The sequence below is a fragment of the Streptomyces sp. NPDC005866 genome (assembly GCF_040629895.1).
Classification (GTDB): domain Bacteria; phylum Actinomycetota; class Actinomycetes; order Streptomycetales; family Streptomycetaceae; genus Streptomyces.
This window is the reverse complement of the sequence record NZ_JBEXWP010000020.1, coordinates 72,545-88,279: the sequence shown is the minus strand read 5'-3', so window position 1 is coordinate 88,279 and position 15,735 is coordinate 72,545. Positions and strand designations below refer to the sequence as shown.

The following is a 15,735-nucleotide window of genomic DNA, read 5'->3' as shown; positions in this document are numbered from 1 at the left end:
GGTGCCCACTCCGCTCGACCACGAGTTCGTCCGCGCGGTGGCCCGCGCCGCCGACCGGCTGGCCGCTCCGCTGGCGGCCGGCCCCGACGAGGAACCCGCCGGTGTGCCGCACCGTGCTCTGGCGCGCCGGGTGAAGACTCTGGTCGCGGCATACCGTTCCCCCAACTCGGCACTGCACGGCAGCAGGCAGGCCACCGCCGCCACGATGACCCACCTCCGTGCCCTGCGGGTCGCGCAGACAACCACAGGCCTCTTCGCCGGCGGCGACAACGTGCAGTCACCGCCGGACTCCGCTTTCACCGTCAACGACGTGTGCGACGCGCACGTCCTCGCCGCCGGCGCGGGGCCGGAACTGCGCGACGTCACGGCCGCGCTCGCCGAGATCGCCGGCGCCGCCACCGGCAGTCTCCTGACCGGTGGGGTGCACACCCCGAACCACCGCTGGGAACTGTGCGCGGCGCTGGCCCGGCTGCACCGGTCGTTCCCGGACGACCGGCTGCTCGACCGCATCGAGGAGTGGCTCTCCGAGGGAGTCGACATCGACGCGGAGGGCCTGTACTCGGAACGGAGCGCCAACTACGCGGCCCATGTGTCCAACCCTTCGTTGCTGCTGCTGGCCGACGTCCTCGGCCGCGCCGACCTGCTGGACGCCGTCGAACGCAATCTCGCCACCACCCTGGACCTCATCAGGCCGGACGGCACGGTGGAGACCGTCCACTCGCGACGGCAGGACCAGAACCACCCGTTCCCGCTGGCGCCCTACCTGCCGCACTACCGGCTGCTCGCCATCCGCACCGGCCGTGGCGACTTCAGCCGGGCGGCGCGTCTGGCGGAGGCCGGCGGCATCGACGACCCCGACCTGCTCGCCGAGACCCTCCTCACCCCGGACCTGTGCCGCGCCCTGCCGGCGCCGGCCGCGGTGACACTTCCGCGTGACCGGTACATCACCACCGCGCGCCTCGCCACACGCACCTCGGCCATCGCGCAGACGGTGGTGTACGGCGGCTCCGACGTGCCCGAGTACCGGTGCATCCGCTCGGGCCTCGCCTGCAATCCCACCTTCCTGCGCCTGTTCGCCGGCGACGCCGTCCTCGACGCGGTCCGTCTCTCGCGGGGTTTCTTCGACCTGGGCCCGTTCCGCGCCGCCGGCATGCAACGGCTCGCCGACAACCGGTACCTGCTCACCGAATCCCTCACGGCCGCCTACTACCAGCCGCTCCCGACGGACCGGAGGCGGGCCGACGGCGCCTACCGGATGGCGGACGAGGGGCGCTTTTCGGCCGCGATGGCCTTCCCGGACCGGCCTCGGGACGAGGTCTCACACACGACCCGCGTCGAGGTGGACCTGAGGGAAGACAGTGCCGACCTGCGGATCGACATCAGCGGACCACGGGTGCCCTGGGCCCTCGAACTGACCTTCCGGCCGGGGGGCGTGCCAGAGGGCGCCGTACCGATCGGCGACGGACGCTGGTGCCTGACGACCGGGCCGATGACGTACCGGGCCGGTGACGACGAGATCCGGGTCGAGGTCGACGTCGAGGCAGGCGAACCGCTCGCCGGGCCGGACCGGAGCGACGTACTACGGTACGACCCGGGGCAGGACTACACCGTGGGGGGCGGCACCGACGCGACAACCGGGAACCGCGTCTACATCGGTGGACTCGGCCCTCACACACTGAGCGTCACACTGCGCGCCCGCCACCCCGCACCCGTCTTCTGACCCGACGACCCACGCCATGGCCACCTCCGGCATGAAGGGCTGATCCAGCCGTGCACCGCCTCCACCAGCGCGGCCCGCTGCACGACACCCCCACGCCGACGACGGCACCGAGGCGTTCACGGCCGTCATCAAGGGCGAGGACGCCCACGGCGATCCCGGACTCGCCCTCACCGGCCGCTAGGGTCGGCGGCTGCCCGCGTCGTACGGCGCGGGCAGCGCCGCCTCGGGCACCACCAGGTCCGCCCGGGCCCGGGTCGCCGCGACCAGGTCGGCGTTGCGCTGGTCGGTGCCCGCCACCCAGGCCACCGCCTGCTCGTGTCCCTTGCCGAACTCCTCGTGCCGGGCGACCAGCCGCCGTACCCGCTCGGCCTCGTCCGTCTCGCAGAACCACACCTCGTCCAGGGCCGGCCGCACCCGCGCCCACAGACCGTCCGCCAGCAGCAGGTAGTTGCCCTCCGTCACCACCAGCCGGGCCGTCGGCAGCACCGGGATCGCGCCCGCCAGCGGCTGCTCCAGCACCCGCTCGAAGCCCGGCGCGTACACCACCTCGTCGGTGTCCTCGCGCAGCCGCCGCAGCAGCGCCGCGTACCCGCCCGCGTCGAAGGTCGCGGGCGCGCCCTTGCGGTCCCTGAGGCCCAGCCGCTCCAGTTCGACGTCGGCCAGATGGAAGCCGTCCATGGGCACGTGCGCCACCCAGGGATCGCCGGTGCCGTTCAGCTCCCGTACCAGGTGTTCGGCGAGGGTGCTCTTGCCGGCGCCGGGGCTGCCCGCGATGCCGAGGAGCGCACGCGGACCGCGTCCGGTGAGTGAACGGGCGCGGTCGAGGAGGTCGTCGAAAGTCAGCGGCACGCAAAAAGTGTGACACCGGGCCCGGGATGTGGCGTACGCCACCCCCTCGAAGCCGCCAGGTGGGGAAGATGCCGGACATGACTGCACTCGGTCTGCCCGACACCATTCAGGCCTGTCTCTTCGATCTCGACGGGGTCGTCACCAAAACGGCCGTCGTGCACGCGGCCGCCTGGAAGGAGACCTTCGACGCCTTCCTGCGCGGCCACGACGGGGAGCGGCCCTTCGACGCGGTCGCCGACTACGACGAGTACGTCGACGGACGCCCGCGCGCCGACGGGGTCCGCGCCTTCCTCGACTCCCGTGGCATCCGTCTGCCGGAGGGCATCCCGGACGACCCACCGGACGCGCAGACCGTGCACGGCCTCGGCAACCGCAAGAACGAACTGCTCCTGGAGAAGATCCGCACCGACGGCGTCGAGGCCTACGACGGCACCCTGCGCTACCTGGAGGCGGTCCGCGCGCGGGGACTGCGCACGGCGATCGTCTCCTCCAGCGCCAACTGCCGTGACGTGCTGCGCTCGATCGGCGCCGAGCACTTCTTCGACGTCCGTATCGACGGTGTCGTGGCCGCCGAACGCCAACTGCCCGGCAAACCGCACCCGGACACCTTCCTGGCCGCCGCCCGCGACCTCGGCGTCGAGCCCGCCCACGCCGCCGTCTTCGAGGACGCCCTGGCCGGGATGGACGCGGGTCGCGCGGGCCGTTTCGGGTACGTCGTCGGCGTGGACCGCGTCGGGCAGACGGACGCCCTGTACGCACACGGCGCGGACACCGTCGTGAAGGACCTCGCCGAGCTGGGAGGCAAGGAGTGATCACCCAACGGTCGTACGCCGTGGAACCCTGGGCGGTCCGCGAGACCGAGCTCAACCTCGACGTGCTCGCGCAGAGCGAGTCGGTGTTCGCGCTGTCCAACGGGCACGTCGGCTGGCGCGGCAACCTCGACGAGGGCGAACCGCACGGCCTGCCCGGCAGCTACCTCAACGGCGTGCACGAGGTGCACCCGCTGCCGTACGCCGAGGCCGGCTACGGCTACCCCGAGTCCGGGCAGACCGTCATCAACATCACCAACGGCAAGATCCTGCGGCTGCTGGTCGACGACGAGCCCTTCGACCTGCGCTACGGCCGGCTCGTCGCCCATGAGCGGCTGCTGGACCTGCGCCGCGGCGTCCTGGAGCGGACCTGCGAGTGGACCTCGCCCGCCGGGTCGACGGTGCGGGTGCGCTCGACCCGGCTGGTGTCGCTGACCCAGCGGGCGGTGGCCGCCGTCGCCTACGAGGTGGAGGCCGTCGACCGGCGCTGCCGGATCGTGGTCCAGTCCGAGCTGGTCGCCAACGAGCAACTGCCCGGGGCGAACGGCGACCCGCGCGCCGCGGTGGCGCTGGCGTCACCGCTGGAGCAGGAGGACGACTTCGCCTCCGGGCACCGGCTGCGCCTCGTGCACCGCACCCGGCGCAGCGGCCTGCGGGTCGCGGTCGCCGCCGACCACACGGTCTCCGGTCCCGAGGGGACCACGACACGGGCCGAGAGCGACATCGACGTCGCCCGGCTGACCGTCACCTCCGTGCTGGAGCCGGGACAGCGGCTGCGGGTGGAGAAGTTCGTCACCCACGGCTGGTCCGGGGTGCGGTCGCTGCCCGCCATGGCCGACCAGGTGGACGCGGCCCTGGCCGCCGCCGCGCACGAGGGCTGGCCGGGGCTCGCCGACGAACAGCGCGGCTACCTGGACGACTACTGGTCGCGCGCCGACGTGGAGGTGGACGGCGACGAGGAGGTCCAGCAGGCCGTCCGCTTCGCCCTCTTCCATGTGCTGCAGGCAGGGGCCCGCGCCGAACAGCGCGCGATACCCGCCAAGGGCCTGACCGGCTCCGGATACGACGGGCACGCGTTCTGGGACACCGAGATGTTCGTGCTGCCCGTCCTCACCCACACCGCCCCCGACGCCGTCGCCGAGGCGCTGCGCTGGCGCTACAACACCCTGCCCGCGGCCCGCGAACGCGCCGCCCAACTGGGCCTGGACGGCGCCGCGTTCCCCTGGCGGACCATCGCGGGCTCGGAGGGCTCGGCCTACTGGCCGGCCGGCACCGCGGCCTTCCATGTCAACGCCGACGTCGCCGACGCGGTGGTCCGCTATGTCGCCGCCACCGGCGACACGGAGTTCGAACGGGACACCGGTGTCGAGCTGCTCGTGGAGACCGCCCGCCTGTGGCGCTCGCTCGGCCACCACGACAGCCGCGGCGCCTTCCACATCGACGGCGTCACCGGCCCGGACGAGTACAGCGCGGTCGCCGACGACAACACGTACACCAATCTGATGGCCCGGGCGAACCTGCTGGCCGCCGCCGACGCGGTCGAACGCCACCCGCGCCAGGCGGCGCGGCTCGGCGTCGACGCGGAGGAGAGCGCCGCCTGGCGGGACGCCGCCGACTCCGTGCACATCCCCTACAACCACGAACTCGGCGTCCACGAACAGCACGCCGGCTTCACCCGCTACCAGCGCTGGGACTTCGCGAACACCCGCCGCGAGCAGTACCCGCTGCTGCTGAACTTCCCCTACTTCGACCTCTACCGCAAGCAGGTCGTCAAACAGGCCGACCTGGTGTTGGCGATGTACACCTGCGGGGCGTTCTTCGACGAGGAGCACATCGCCCGCAACTTCGCCTACTACGAGCCGCTGACCGTGCGCGACTCGTCCCTGTCCGCCTGCTGCCAGGCCGTCGTCGCCGCCCAGGCCGGGCATCTGACGCTCGCCCACGCCTACACGGCCGAGGCCGCGCTGATGGACCTCGACGACCTGGAGCACAACACCCGCGACGGCCTGCACATCGCCTCACTCGCCGGCACCTGGATGGCGCTGGTGGCCGGCTTCGGCGGGATGCGCCACTACGACGACGGGGCCCGGTTCACGCCCCGGCTGCCGGAGCGGCTGCGCCGGCTGGCCTTCAACCTGCAACTCCGGGGCAGCAGACTGCGCGTGGAGATCGGCGCCGACAAGGCGACCTACAGCCTTCTCGACGGCCCGCCGCTCACCGTCCACCACCATGGCGAGGCCGTCACCGTCAGCACGGACAGCCCCGCAGTGCGGGCGGTGCCGCCGGTCCGTCCGGGCCCTTCCCCGCAGCAGCCGCTCCACCGTGCACCGAGCAGGCCCGCCTGATCTATGTCAGCGCGGTGAACAGCAGTCCGACCAGATCGTCCGTCGCGTCCGCCGCGAACAGAGCCGCCAGCGCGCCCAGCGCGAGAACGGCTCCCGCGGCGGGCCACAGCCGCGGGGGAGGTGTGGTCTGCAGGGCGGCGATCCGGCGGGTGACCGCGCGGTCCGTGAAGTGCAGGGCGCACGCCGGACGGGCCCGGCCCGCGCTGAGCGCCGCGCGGGCCAGCGCCCGGACGGTGGTCCCGCGGTCCCCGACCTCGGTCGCCGCCTGCTCGTCCGCCCACCGCTCCACCAGGAAGATCACGGCCGCACGGACCGGGCCGAGCAGCGGGTTGGCGGCCGCGGCGAGAGTCGCCGCCGTCACCACACGGCCGTGCCGGTGCGTCAGATGGGCCCGCTCATGGGCCAGCAGCACCCGCCGCTCATCCGGCGTCAGCGCGCCCAGCATCGCCGAGGTGACCAGGATCCGGCCCGGCCGGCCCGGGATCGCGAACGCCTGCGGCACCTCGGAGGCGGCCACCACCAGTTCGGTGTCCTTCGGATGCCCCTCGCACAGCCGCCGCAGCGCCCGCCGGGTCCGGCACTCGGCGCGCACCGCCCGCTGCACCCGCCACACCACCAGGGCCAGCGTGAGGAAGGCGGCCACACCGATCAGCTCGGGCACCGGTTCGGTCAGCGGGCGGCCGTCCTCGCGGGCCTCCCGGATCACCGGCGGCGCGTCGCCCAGCAGGGCGGTCGCCAGCAGCACCAGCGACCAGGTGGTCGCGGCGGCGGTCAGCACGGCTGCGCAGGTCAGCACGCGCGCGGCCAGCGCCGGGGCCACCCGGCGGGCGATCAGCCCACTGACCGACGGCAGCAGCAGGGAGACCAGCAGCGGGGTGTAGACGTCGAACCTCATGCGCCGCCCCCCGCGAACAGAGTGCGCAGCGCCCGCTCCTCCTCCGCACTCAGCCCGGACACGAACTGCTGGAGGGCGGCGATCGGGTCGGGCCCCCGGTCCAGGGCCTCGTGCATGGCCTCGGCGGTCAGCTCGGCCGCGTTCTTCGCCGGCCGGTAGGCACCGCGCCGCCCGTCGGCGTCCCGCAGCACCAGCCCTTTGTCGTACAGCCGCTTGAGGATGGTGTGGACCGTGTTGTACGCGAGTCCGCCGCCGATCTCGGACTGGATCTCGGCCGGGGTCAGGGGGCGTTCGGTCGCCCACAGGGCTGCCAGCACTTCGCTCTCCAGCTCTCCGGCGCTGCGCCGCTCCGCCCTGCCGCGGGACCCTGTGCCAGCCATGGCACAACCTTACAGCGCGTAGTGCCGCCGTTCGTATGGACGTATCTGCGCGGCCTCCACCAGTAATTCCGGTTAATTTGTCAGTGTTTGTCCCTGAAGCCAAGGACGGTCCTGCGAGCTGTAGGGGAACAGGGGTGGGTGCCTCGATGGTCCCGAACGTGAACGCCACGCCCGTCACGGGCCGCCGGGGCGTCTACTGGCAGACCGGTGTCTGCCTCGCGCTGCTGACCGGGGCGGGCTGGCTGCTGCGGCGGCACTGGCCGACCGTGGAACACGGGGCGGTCCGGCTCGCCGTCGCCGACCAGGGGTGGCTGCTCGTGGCGGCCCTGGCTGCGGTCGGGACCTGGGCGTCCTCGGCGCTCGCCCAGCAGGGCGCGGTCGCCCGCCGGCTGCCCGGCGGGCGTCTGGTCGCCGCGCAGTTCGCCGCCTCGGCCGCCAACCATCTGCTGCCCGCCGGACTCGGCGCGGGTGCGGTGAACCTGCGCTTCCTGATGCGCTGCGGACTCCCGGCAGGCCGTGGTGCGTCCGCCCTCGCGGTCAAGGCCGCCGCCGGTGCCGTGGTCCGTCTGGCCCTGATCGCCGTCCTCGCCCCCGCCTGTCCGGGACTGCTGCGGATCCCGCACCTGTCCATGGCCCTGCTTCTCGGCGCGACCGCCGCGGTCGCCCTGGTCGTCGTCCTGCTCAGGGCCCGGGTGTGGGCTCGCTGCCGGGGTGCGGTGGCCGCCGTCGCCGCCGACATCCGGGCCCTGCACGCCCGTCCCGCCCGCGCGGCGGCGCTGTGGGGCGGCTCCCTCGCCTTCGCCGGGCTGCACGCCCTGGTCCTCATCGCCGTGACCCGGGCGGTCGAACTCCCGCTGTCCCCGGCCCGGGTGGCGCTGCTCTACCTCGCCGCCAGCGGTGCCGCCGCGCTGCTGCCCACCCCGGGTGGCATCGGCTCGCTCGACGCGGCCCTCGCCCTCGCCCTGACCGCCTCCGGGACCCCGGCCGCCGCGGCCGCCTCCGCCGTGCTCGGCTACCGGCTGCTTACCGTGTGGCTGCCGCTGCTGCCGGGCCTGCTGGTGCTCGGGGTGCTGGTCCGGCGCCGGGCGCTGTGACCGGGCGGGCGTTTCCGGGCCGCCCGCATCAGGTAGGACTCCGGTGTCGCCGGCCGGCAGGAGGGGGAGTGCCATGGCAGCGAACGGGACCGACGGCCGTCTGGGGGAGGAGTTCTTCACCCCCGGGACCTCGTCCTTCACCGAGTTCCTCGCCGCCCGCCGGCCCGGACTGCTGCCCACCCGCAGCCCCCTTCCCGCCGGCACGGGCGCCGCGCCCGGCGCTGTTCGGCACGGCACCACCGTCCTCGCCCTCGCCTACCGCGACGGCGTGCTGATCGCCGGCGACCGCCGCGCCACCATGGGCAGCCTCATCGCCCAGCGGGACCTGGAGAAGGTGCACCCTGCCGACGACCACACGGCGGTCGCCTTCGCCGGCACCGTCGGGCTCGCCCTCGACATGGTGAAGCTCTACCAGGTCGAGCTGACCCACTTCGAGAAGATCGAGGGCATCCCCATGACCTTCGACGCCAAGGCCCGCCGCCTGGCCTCGATGATCCGCGAGAACCTCGGCCAGGCCATGCAGGGCCTCGCGGTGGTCCCCCTGCTCGCCGGGTACGACACCAAGGCACCGGAGGGCGAACGAGGCCGCATCTTCAGCTTCGACGTCGCCGGCGGCCTGTACGAGAAGCGCGAGTTCCACGCCGAGGGCTCCGGCTCGCCCTACGCAGGGGGCGCGTTGAAGAAGCTGTACCGCCCCGGCCTGACCCGCCGCGAGGCCGCCGTGGCCGCGATCCAGGCCCTGTACGACGCGGCCGACGAGGACTCGGCCACCGGCGGCCCCGACATCAGCCGTCGTATCTTCCCGCTGGTCTCCGTCATCACCGACGACGGCTTCGAACGGCTCCCGGAGCCCGAGACGGAGCAACTGACCCGGGAGACGGTGGAACAGCGCCGCACCCGCCCGGACGGACCGGGCGCCACGCCCTGAGTCACCGAGCGGTCGCCGGACTCTCCGGTACGTCGTCCCTGGCCCCCGGATCCGGAACCCAGCGGGCGGCCACGCACCAGCAGATTCCGAGCCAGCCGACCGCGAACAGCCAGCCGCCGATCACGTCCGTGCACCAGTGCACACCGAGGAACACCCGGGTCGCCCCGACGGCGAGCCCCCAGCAGGCGACGGCCACACACCACGCCGTACCGCCGTGCGAGGCCCGCACCCAGAGCGCGAGGATCACCACACCGGCGGCCAGCGCGGCCGTGGTGCTGTGGCCGGACGGAAACGACCAGCCGGAGGCGTGCGTCTGCCAGTCGGCCTGCGGCGGCCGGGCCCGGTGGATCAGCTCCATCACGGCGCCCCGGGCCGCCTGGCCCAGGGCCAGGCAGGCGACGCACAGGAGCGCTCCGGTCAGGCGCTGTCGTCGGGTGCGGCCCGCGAGCAACCCGGCCAGCGCGACCAGGGCGTACGGCACGACCCCCGTGCCGGTCGCGGTGAGCCCCCGCGCCACGGCCACCGCCACGTCCGGGCGATGACCGAGGGACCAGGCCAGCAGTGTGCGGTCCAGGGCGAGCGGGGCGCCGTGGTGGCTGGTCACGACCAGGGCCAGTACGGCGAACGCCGCCCAGGCACCGAGCCCCACACCCACCGCGAGTTCCACGGTTCTCTTGCGGTTCATGACCCCGGCGGCGGCCCTTTCCTGTGCGGTGCGGTGGGTGCGCGGACGGCACCCGTTCGGCGACTACGGACACGTAGACGGTCTACTGGAATGTAGACGATTGCCGCCCTGCCGCGGTTCCCCGGGGTGCGAATCCGCGTCTGGCCGCGGCCTTTTACTGCACCATTGCCATTTCGTGACCTTCTGGCTACATACGTGTAGTCATCATGGTCGTCGGAAGTAAGGCATGCCTTCACTAAGTTCGAGCCAAGAGGCGGGGACGGGCCTGCCGGGGAGGGCTGCGGCGGATGTGGGACGACGCGTTTCCGAGTTTCCTGATCGGGCTGAGGGAAGGCCTTGAGGCCGGCCTGATCGTCTCGATCCTCGTCGCCACTTTGGTGCGGGCCGGGGCCAGGAACCGGCTGCCCCAGGTGTGGACGGGTGTTCTCGCCGCCGTCGCGCTGGCGATGAGCTTCGGCGCGGTGCTCACCTTCACCGCCGCGTCCCTCTCCGCGACCGCGCAGGAGACCTTCGGCGGGACCCTCAGCGTGATCGCGGTCGCCTTCGTCACCGCGATGGTCTTCTGGATGCGCCGCTCGGCACGCAGCCTCTCCGGCGAGATCAAGGAGAAGGTGACCGGCGCCCTGGCCATGGGCTCGGGGGTGCTGATCGTCACCTCGTTCCTCGCCGTCGGCCGTGAGGGCCTGGAGACCGCGCTGTTCCTGTGGACCACCGCCCAGGCGGCCGGGGAGTCCGCGGGCCCCCTGACCGGCGCCGGGATCGGCCTGGTCCTGGCGGCCGGCCTGTGCTGGGGCCTGTACCGCCGGGTGCTGAAGATCAACCTGACGAAGTTCTTCACCCGCACCGGGGTCGTCCTGATCGTGATCGCGGCCGGCGTCCTCGGCTACGGGCTGCGGGATCTGCAGGAGGGCCGGGCCTTCCCGGGCAGGACGGCGTACGCCTTCGACCTGAGCGGCAGCATCGACGCAGGCTCCTGGTACAGCACGCTCGTTCAGGGCGTCCTCAACATCACCCCGGCCATGACCTGGCTCCAGGTGATCGGGTACGTCGGCTATCTCGCCGTCGTCATGACACTGTTCGTGCGCGGCGTACGGGCCACGGCACCACGGCCGACCGCCGCCCGGCCCGAAGCGCAGCCCACCGCCGAGAAGCCGGAGCCGCAGCCGGCCCCCACTGCCGCCCGCCCCGAGCCGGAGCCGGCCCCCGCTGCCGATCGCCCAGAGCCCGAGCCCAAGCCGGCCAGGGTGCCGCGGCGCCGGCCCGGCTGGGTGATGCCCGTCGCCGTGGTCGCCGTCCCGGTCGTGGTCGCCGGACTCGTCGTCGCCCTCGCCCGGCCCAAGTCCACGGGCGGTGACACCGTCGCCGTCTCCGAGACCGAGTGCGGCAAGGGTTTCACCGCGCCCAAGCCGGGCCGGCAGACCTTCCAGATGCAGAACACCGGCGGCAAGACCTCCGAGGTGTATCTGATCGACCCGAGCACCAACGCGGTCTACGGCGAGATCGAGGGCCTCGCCCCCGGCACCACCCGCGCCCTGGTCGCCAGCGTCACCGGCGGCACCTACGCCTGGCGCTGCGTCCCGACCGGCGGCAAGGCCGTCACCTCCGGGTCGGTCACGGTCAGCGGCGGCGGAAGCGGCGCCCAGGCGGTCGTACCGGTCTCCGAGCAGGATCTCGCGGCGCCCCTGCAGGCCTACAGGGCGTACGTCGACCAGGGCCTGGCAACCCTCGTGGCCCAGACCCGCACGCTCGACGCCGACATCGAGGGCGACCACCTCGACAAGGCCCGCACCGACTGGCTGACCGCTCATCTCACCTACGCTTCGCTCGGCGCCGCGTACGGGACCTTCGAGGACTACGACCAGAAGATCAACGGCCGCGCCGACGGGCTCGCGGGCGGGGTGGCCGACAAGGACTTCGCCGGGTTCCACCGGGTCGAGTACGGGCTCTGGCACGGGCAGTCGGCGGATGAGCTGAAGGCCCCGGCCCGCGCTCTCGCCGAGGCGACCGCCGGGCTACAGAAGGCGTTCCCCTCCCAGGACTTCGATCCGGGCGACCTGCCGCTGCGCGCCCACGAGATCCTGGAGAACACCCTCCAGTTCGAGCTGACCGCGGACACCGACGAGGGCAGCGGCACCAACCTCGCCACCGCGAACGCCAACCTGGCCGGCACCCGCGAGCTGCTCACCGTGCTCAGGCCGCTGCTGACCACCCGCGCCCCGAAGCTGCTGCCGGTCGTCGACGCGGACATCACCCGCCTGCAGAAGCTCCTGGACGCCGAGCACCAGGGGGCGAGCTGGACCCCGGTCGAGAAGCTCGACACCGTCACCCGGCAGCGGATCAGCGGAGCCACCGGACAGCTGCTGGAGGACGTCTCCCCGGTGCCGGACCTCCTGGAGATCCGGAAGTCCGCCTGATGAACCCCGCAGAGCACATGTACCCGTACCACGAAGGGAACCGTCCGATGTCCGCTGCCGACACCCCGTCCTGCCCGATGGGCGCGGGCCGCCGATCCTTCGTGCGGACGGCGCTGGGCGCCGGCGCCGCGGGCGCGGTCCTGGCCGGCGGCGGATTCGCGATCGGCCAGGCCGGCGGCACCGCCGAGGCCCAGGCCGCCGACGCGACCGGCACCGCGAAGGTCCCCTTCCACGGCCCCCACCAGGCCGGCATCCTCACACCGGCCCCGGCCGCCGCCACCTTCGTCTCCCTCGACGTCATCGCCGACACCCGGCAGGAGCTCGCCGACCTGCTGAAGACGATCACCGACCGGGCCCGCTTCCTCACCTCCGGCGGCGCCCCCACCGACCTCGGCGTCGGCGCGCCGCCCTCCGACAACGGCATCCTCGGCCCCGAGGTCCCCTCCGACGCGCTCACCGTCACCGTCGGCGTCGGCGCCTCCCTCTTCGACGACCGCTACGGCCTGGCGAAGGCCAAGCCTGCTCGGCTGACGCCGATGCGGACCTTCCCCAACGACCACCTCGACGCGGCCGAGTGCCACGGCGACCTGTCGCTGCAGATCTGCGCCAACAGCACGGACACCGTGCTGCACGCCCTGCGCGACATCGCCAGGCACACGCGTGGGGCCATGCAGATCAAGTGGCGGATCGACGGCTTCCAGAACGCCCCGCGGCCGACCGGCGCTCAGCGCAACCTGCTCGGCTTCAAGGACGGCATCGCCAACCCGGACGTCAACTCGGCCCGCGAGACCAGCCGGCTGATCTGGGTCGGTGACGGCCAGGGCGAGCCCGCCTGGACGGCCGGGGGCAGCTACCAGGTCATCCGGATCATCCGGATGCTCGTCGAGTTCTGGGACCGGGTCTCGCTCAACGAGCAGGAGAAGATGTTCGGCCGCCGCAAGGACACCGGTGCCCCGCTGGACGGCGCCAAGGAGACCGACATCCCCAACTACGCCAAGGACCCGCAGGGCAACGCCATCCCGCTTGACGCCCACATACGGCTCGCCAACCCGCGCACCGCCAGGACCGACAGCTCCCGCCTCCTGCGCCGCGGCTACAACTACGACCGGGGCGTCGACAGCGTCGGCAACCTCGACATGGGCCTGGTCTTCTGCTGCTACCAGCAGGACGTCCAGCGCCAGTTCGAAGCCACCCAGACTCGGCTGATCGACGAGCCCCTCGTCGACTACATCTCACCGACCGGCGGCGGCTACTTCTTCGCCCTGCCCGGCGTGAGGAACGGCAGGGACTGGCTGGGCAGCGGCCTCCTGGCCGCCTGAGCACCGGACAGTCCCTTTACCAGCGCATGCGATCCCCATGGGACCCCCATGGGGAAGGCCTGCCATCGTCTTTGATGCGAACGATGTGCAAGTACGGAACAATGGCACAAGGCTGTCGACCGCAGCTGCTCGTGCACGACCGAAGGAAGTCACCTCCCGATGACGGCCGCCCCTGGTTCCGCTCCGTCCCTCCCCGCCCAGGCCGAGCCCAAGCGCTCGGCCTGGCACCGTGTCCGGGGCTCCATGACACGGCAGGAGTGGATCAGGGTCGGCGGGATGGCCTCCTTCGTGCTCGCCCTGCATGTCATCGGATGGGGCGCTCTCGTCGGGATCATCGCGCCCCAGCACTTCAGCGTCGGCAAGGAGTCCTTCGGCATCGGGATCGGCGTCACCGCGTACACCCTCGGCATGCGGCACGCCTTCGACGCCGACCACATCGCGGCGATCGACAACACCACTCGCAAGCTGATGGGGGAGGGGCAGCGCCCGCTGTCGGTCGGCTTCTGGTTCTCCCTCGGCCACTCCAGCATCGTCTTCGGCCTCGCCCTGCTGCTCTCGCTCGGCCTGAAGACCCTGGCCGGCCCCGTCCAGGACGACAACTCGCACCTCCACGAGGTCACCGGTCTCATCGGTACGACGGTCTCCGGGACCTTCCTCTACCTCATCGCCGGCATCAACCTCGTCATCCTGGCCGGCATCTGGAAGGTCTTCCGGCGGATGCGCTCCGGCGCCTACGACGAGGCCGCGCTGGAGACGCAGCTGAACAACCGCGGCTTCATGAACCGCTTCCTCGGCCGGGTCACCGGCTCGATCAGCAAGCCCTGGCAGATGTACCCGCTGGGCCTGCTCTTCGGCCTGGGCTTCGACACCGCCACGGAGATCGCCCTGCTGGTCCTCGCCGGCTCCGGCGCCGCCTCAGGGCTGCCCTGGTACGCCATCATGACCCTGCCGGTGCTCTTCGCTGCCGGGATGTCGCTGCTCGACACCATCGACGGCTCGTTCATGAACTTCGCCTACGAGTGGGCGTTCTCCAAGCCGGTCCGCAAGGTCTACTACAACCTCACCATCACCGGCCTGTCCGTGGCCGTCGCCCTCATCATCGGCACGGTGGAGCTCCTCGGCCTCCTCGCCGACAAGCTGGACCTCCACGGCGCCTTCTGGGACTGGGTCTCCGGCCTCGACCTCAACACCGTCGGCTTCGTCATCGTCGGCCTGTTCTTCGCCACCTGGGCGGTCGCCCTGCTGATCTGGAAGGCGGGCCGCATCGAGGAGAAGTGGACGACGGGCCTCGCCCGGCCCGCCGAGCAGACCGAGGCGTAGCCCTCCGCTGTCAGCCGCGAATATTCAGATCCGCCCGCCATTTGAGGATCTGCTTCTCCGCGTCGCCGGTGTACGACCACGGGATGCGGGTCGCCCGCCGTCCCTGGAGCCGCAGCAGGTCCGAGGCGACGTCCGTGGCCCCCGCCTGACAGGCCGCGTGCGTCAGGTAGTTGAGGTCACGCAGTTCACCGGGGGCGATGGGCGCCTCGCCGCGCTGGGCGATCCAGCGCTCCCAGGTGCGCCGGACGTCACTGACCGCGCCGTCGTGCTTCCAGTGCTGGCCGTGCCCCACCGAGGCCTGCTGTCCGTCGGCCCTGTCCAGGATGTACCGGAACTCCTCGACGCGGGCGTACTGCACCAGGACCGGCAGTGCACAGCCGGGCGGGGCGACTCCGGCCGCGTCACGAGCGAAGTCGTACATCAGGCCGTGCGTGCCGTGCCAGCGCGCGGAGTAGTAGTGGAGCACCTGGAGATGGCCCTCCACGTTGTACGGGTCACGCCGGTGCAACTCGTCCCACCAGCGGGCGAGTTCCTGCCTGCGTACCCCGGTCGGATACAGGCGTGCCACCGAGATCAGGGACACCCAGGGGGTCGGGTCCGGCGGGTACGCTTCCTGGGCCGCCAGGCAGGCCAGTACGGCGGCGTCGATCCTGGACCGGTCGATCGGGGCACCCCGGCCCGCCGAGATGGCCACGGTGAACGCCCGGGCCGTCTCGGTCGCCGCCCGCAGTACCAGCGCGTCTGCGCTGTACGGTTCGGCGGCCAGCCAGGACTCCGCCGTCGAACTGCCCGCGCAGGCCTGCGCCAGCAGCCGCACCCGGTGCCCGCGGACGAGCCAGTCCGGGCCGGTGGCCCGCAGCAGGTCCCTGAGGCCCTGCCAGCGGCCGATGACGATGTCCTGACGGGCCGAGGTGAGGGCGGCGTCCCCGCAGTCCGGGTCGAAGTCGGGGGCGAAGCGGTCTCGCGCCATCGGTCTC

General features: G+C 72.5%; 13 protein-coding genes. 8 read left to right on the top strand and 5 right to left on the bottom strand.

The genetic code is table 11. From position 1 onward, the window contains the following. Position 1 precedes the first annotated feature (1 nt). A complete protein-coding gene (locus tag ABZ396_RS27120; RefSeq protein WP_358925338.1) occupies positions 2-1,720 on the top strand; it encodes a hypothetical protein in 1,719 nt (572 codons plus the stop codon). Between the two features lie 177 nt (positions 1,721-1,897). Here ABZ396_RS27120 and ABZ396_RS27115 read toward each other — a convergent pair whose 3' ends face one another. After that, positions 1,898-2,569 (bottom strand): nucleoside/nucleotide kinase family protein, encoded by a 672-nt coding sequence (locus ABZ396_RS27115; protein WP_358925340.1) that lies wholly within the window; start codon positions 2,567-2,569, stop codon positions 1,898-1,900. Positions 2,570-2,646: 77 nt separating this feature from the next. On the opposite strand from ABZ396_RS27115, the gene ABZ396_RS27110 reads away from it, so the two are divergent. Next, entirely contained in the window at positions 2,647-3,381 is a 735-nt protein-coding gene (locus tag ABZ396_RS27110; protein WP_358925342.1) for a beta-phosphoglucomutase family hydrolase, read from the top strand. Then, on the top strand, positions 3,378-5,723 hold the full coding sequence (locus ABZ396_RS27105) for a glycosyl hydrolase family 65 protein (protein WP_358925344.1): 2,346 nt from the start codon (positions 3,378-3,380) through the stop codon (positions 5,721-5,723). The genes ABZ396_RS27110 and ABZ396_RS27105 overlap by 4 nt, the downstream gene beginning before the upstream one ends. A gap of 1 nt (position 5,724) precedes the next feature. On the opposite strand, the gene ABZ396_RS27100 is transcribed toward ABZ396_RS27105, so the two are convergent. Then, entirely contained in the window at positions 5,725-6,618 is an 894-nt protein-coding gene (locus ABZ396_RS27100) for a M56 family metallopeptidase (RefSeq protein WP_358925346.1), read from the bottom strand. Further along, the gene (locus tag ABZ396_RS27095; protein WP_358925347.1) at positions 6,615-6,998 is read right to left on the bottom strand and encodes a BlaI/MecI/CopY family transcriptional regulator; all 384 of its coding nucleotides are present in this window, start codon (positions 6,996-6,998) and stop codon (positions 6,615-6,617) included. The genes ABZ396_RS27100 and ABZ396_RS27095 overlap by 4 nt, the downstream gene beginning before the upstream one ends. Before the next feature lie 146 nt (positions 6,999-7,144). Between ABZ396_RS27095 and ABZ396_RS27090 the strand changes: the two genes are divergently transcribed. Continuing rightward, positions 7,145-8,092, top strand: coding sequence for a lysylphosphatidylglycerol synthase domain-containing protein (locus ABZ396_RS27090; protein WP_358925349.1), 948 nt, complete (start codon positions 7,145-7,147; stop codon positions 8,090-8,092). A 73-nt stretch (positions 8,093-8,165) separates the two neighbouring features. Further along, positions 8,166-9,020, top strand: a complete 855-nt coding sequence (gene prcB, locus ABZ396_RS27085) for a proteasome subunit beta (protein WP_358925351.1) — start codon at positions 8,166-8,168, stop codon at positions 9,018-9,020. 1 nt (position 9,021) lies between these two features. Here prcB and ABZ396_RS27080 read toward each other — a convergent pair whose 3' ends face one another. After that, a complete protein-coding gene (locus ABZ396_RS27080; RefSeq protein WP_358925353.1) occupies positions 9,022-9,705 on the bottom strand; it encodes a phosphatase PAP2 family protein in 684 nt (227 codons plus the stop codon). 287 nt (positions 9,706-9,992) lie between these two features. Here ABZ396_RS27080 and efeU point away from each other — a divergent pair, with 287 nt between their 5' ends. From efeU to ABZ396_RS27065, 3 genes are all read left to right on the top strand, one after another. Next, entirely contained in the window at positions 9,993-12,119 is a 2,127-nt protein-coding gene (gene efeU, locus ABZ396_RS27075; protein WP_358925355.1) for an iron uptake transporter permease EfeU, read from the top strand. 47 nt (positions 12,120-12,166) lie between these two features. Next, on the top strand, positions 12,167-13,438 hold the full coding sequence (efeB, locus tag ABZ396_RS27070; protein ID WP_358925357.1) for an iron uptake transporter deferrochelatase/peroxidase subunit: 1,272 nt from the start codon (positions 12,167-12,169) through the stop codon (positions 13,436-13,438). A 159-nt stretch (positions 13,439-13,597) separates the two neighbouring features. Then, a complete protein-coding gene (locus ABZ396_RS27065; protein ID WP_358925359.1) occupies positions 13,598-14,758 on the top strand; it encodes a HoxN/HupN/NixA family nickel/cobalt transporter in 1,161 nt (386 codons plus the stop codon). Between the two features lie 10 nt (positions 14,759-14,768). On the opposite strand, the gene ABZ396_RS27060 is transcribed toward ABZ396_RS27065, so the two are convergent. After that, positions 14,769-15,728, bottom strand: coding sequence for a hypothetical protein (locus ABZ396_RS27060; RefSeq protein WP_358925361.1), 960 nt, complete (start codon positions 15,726-15,728; stop codon positions 14,769-14,771). Positions 15,729-15,735: the final 7 nt, after the last annotated feature.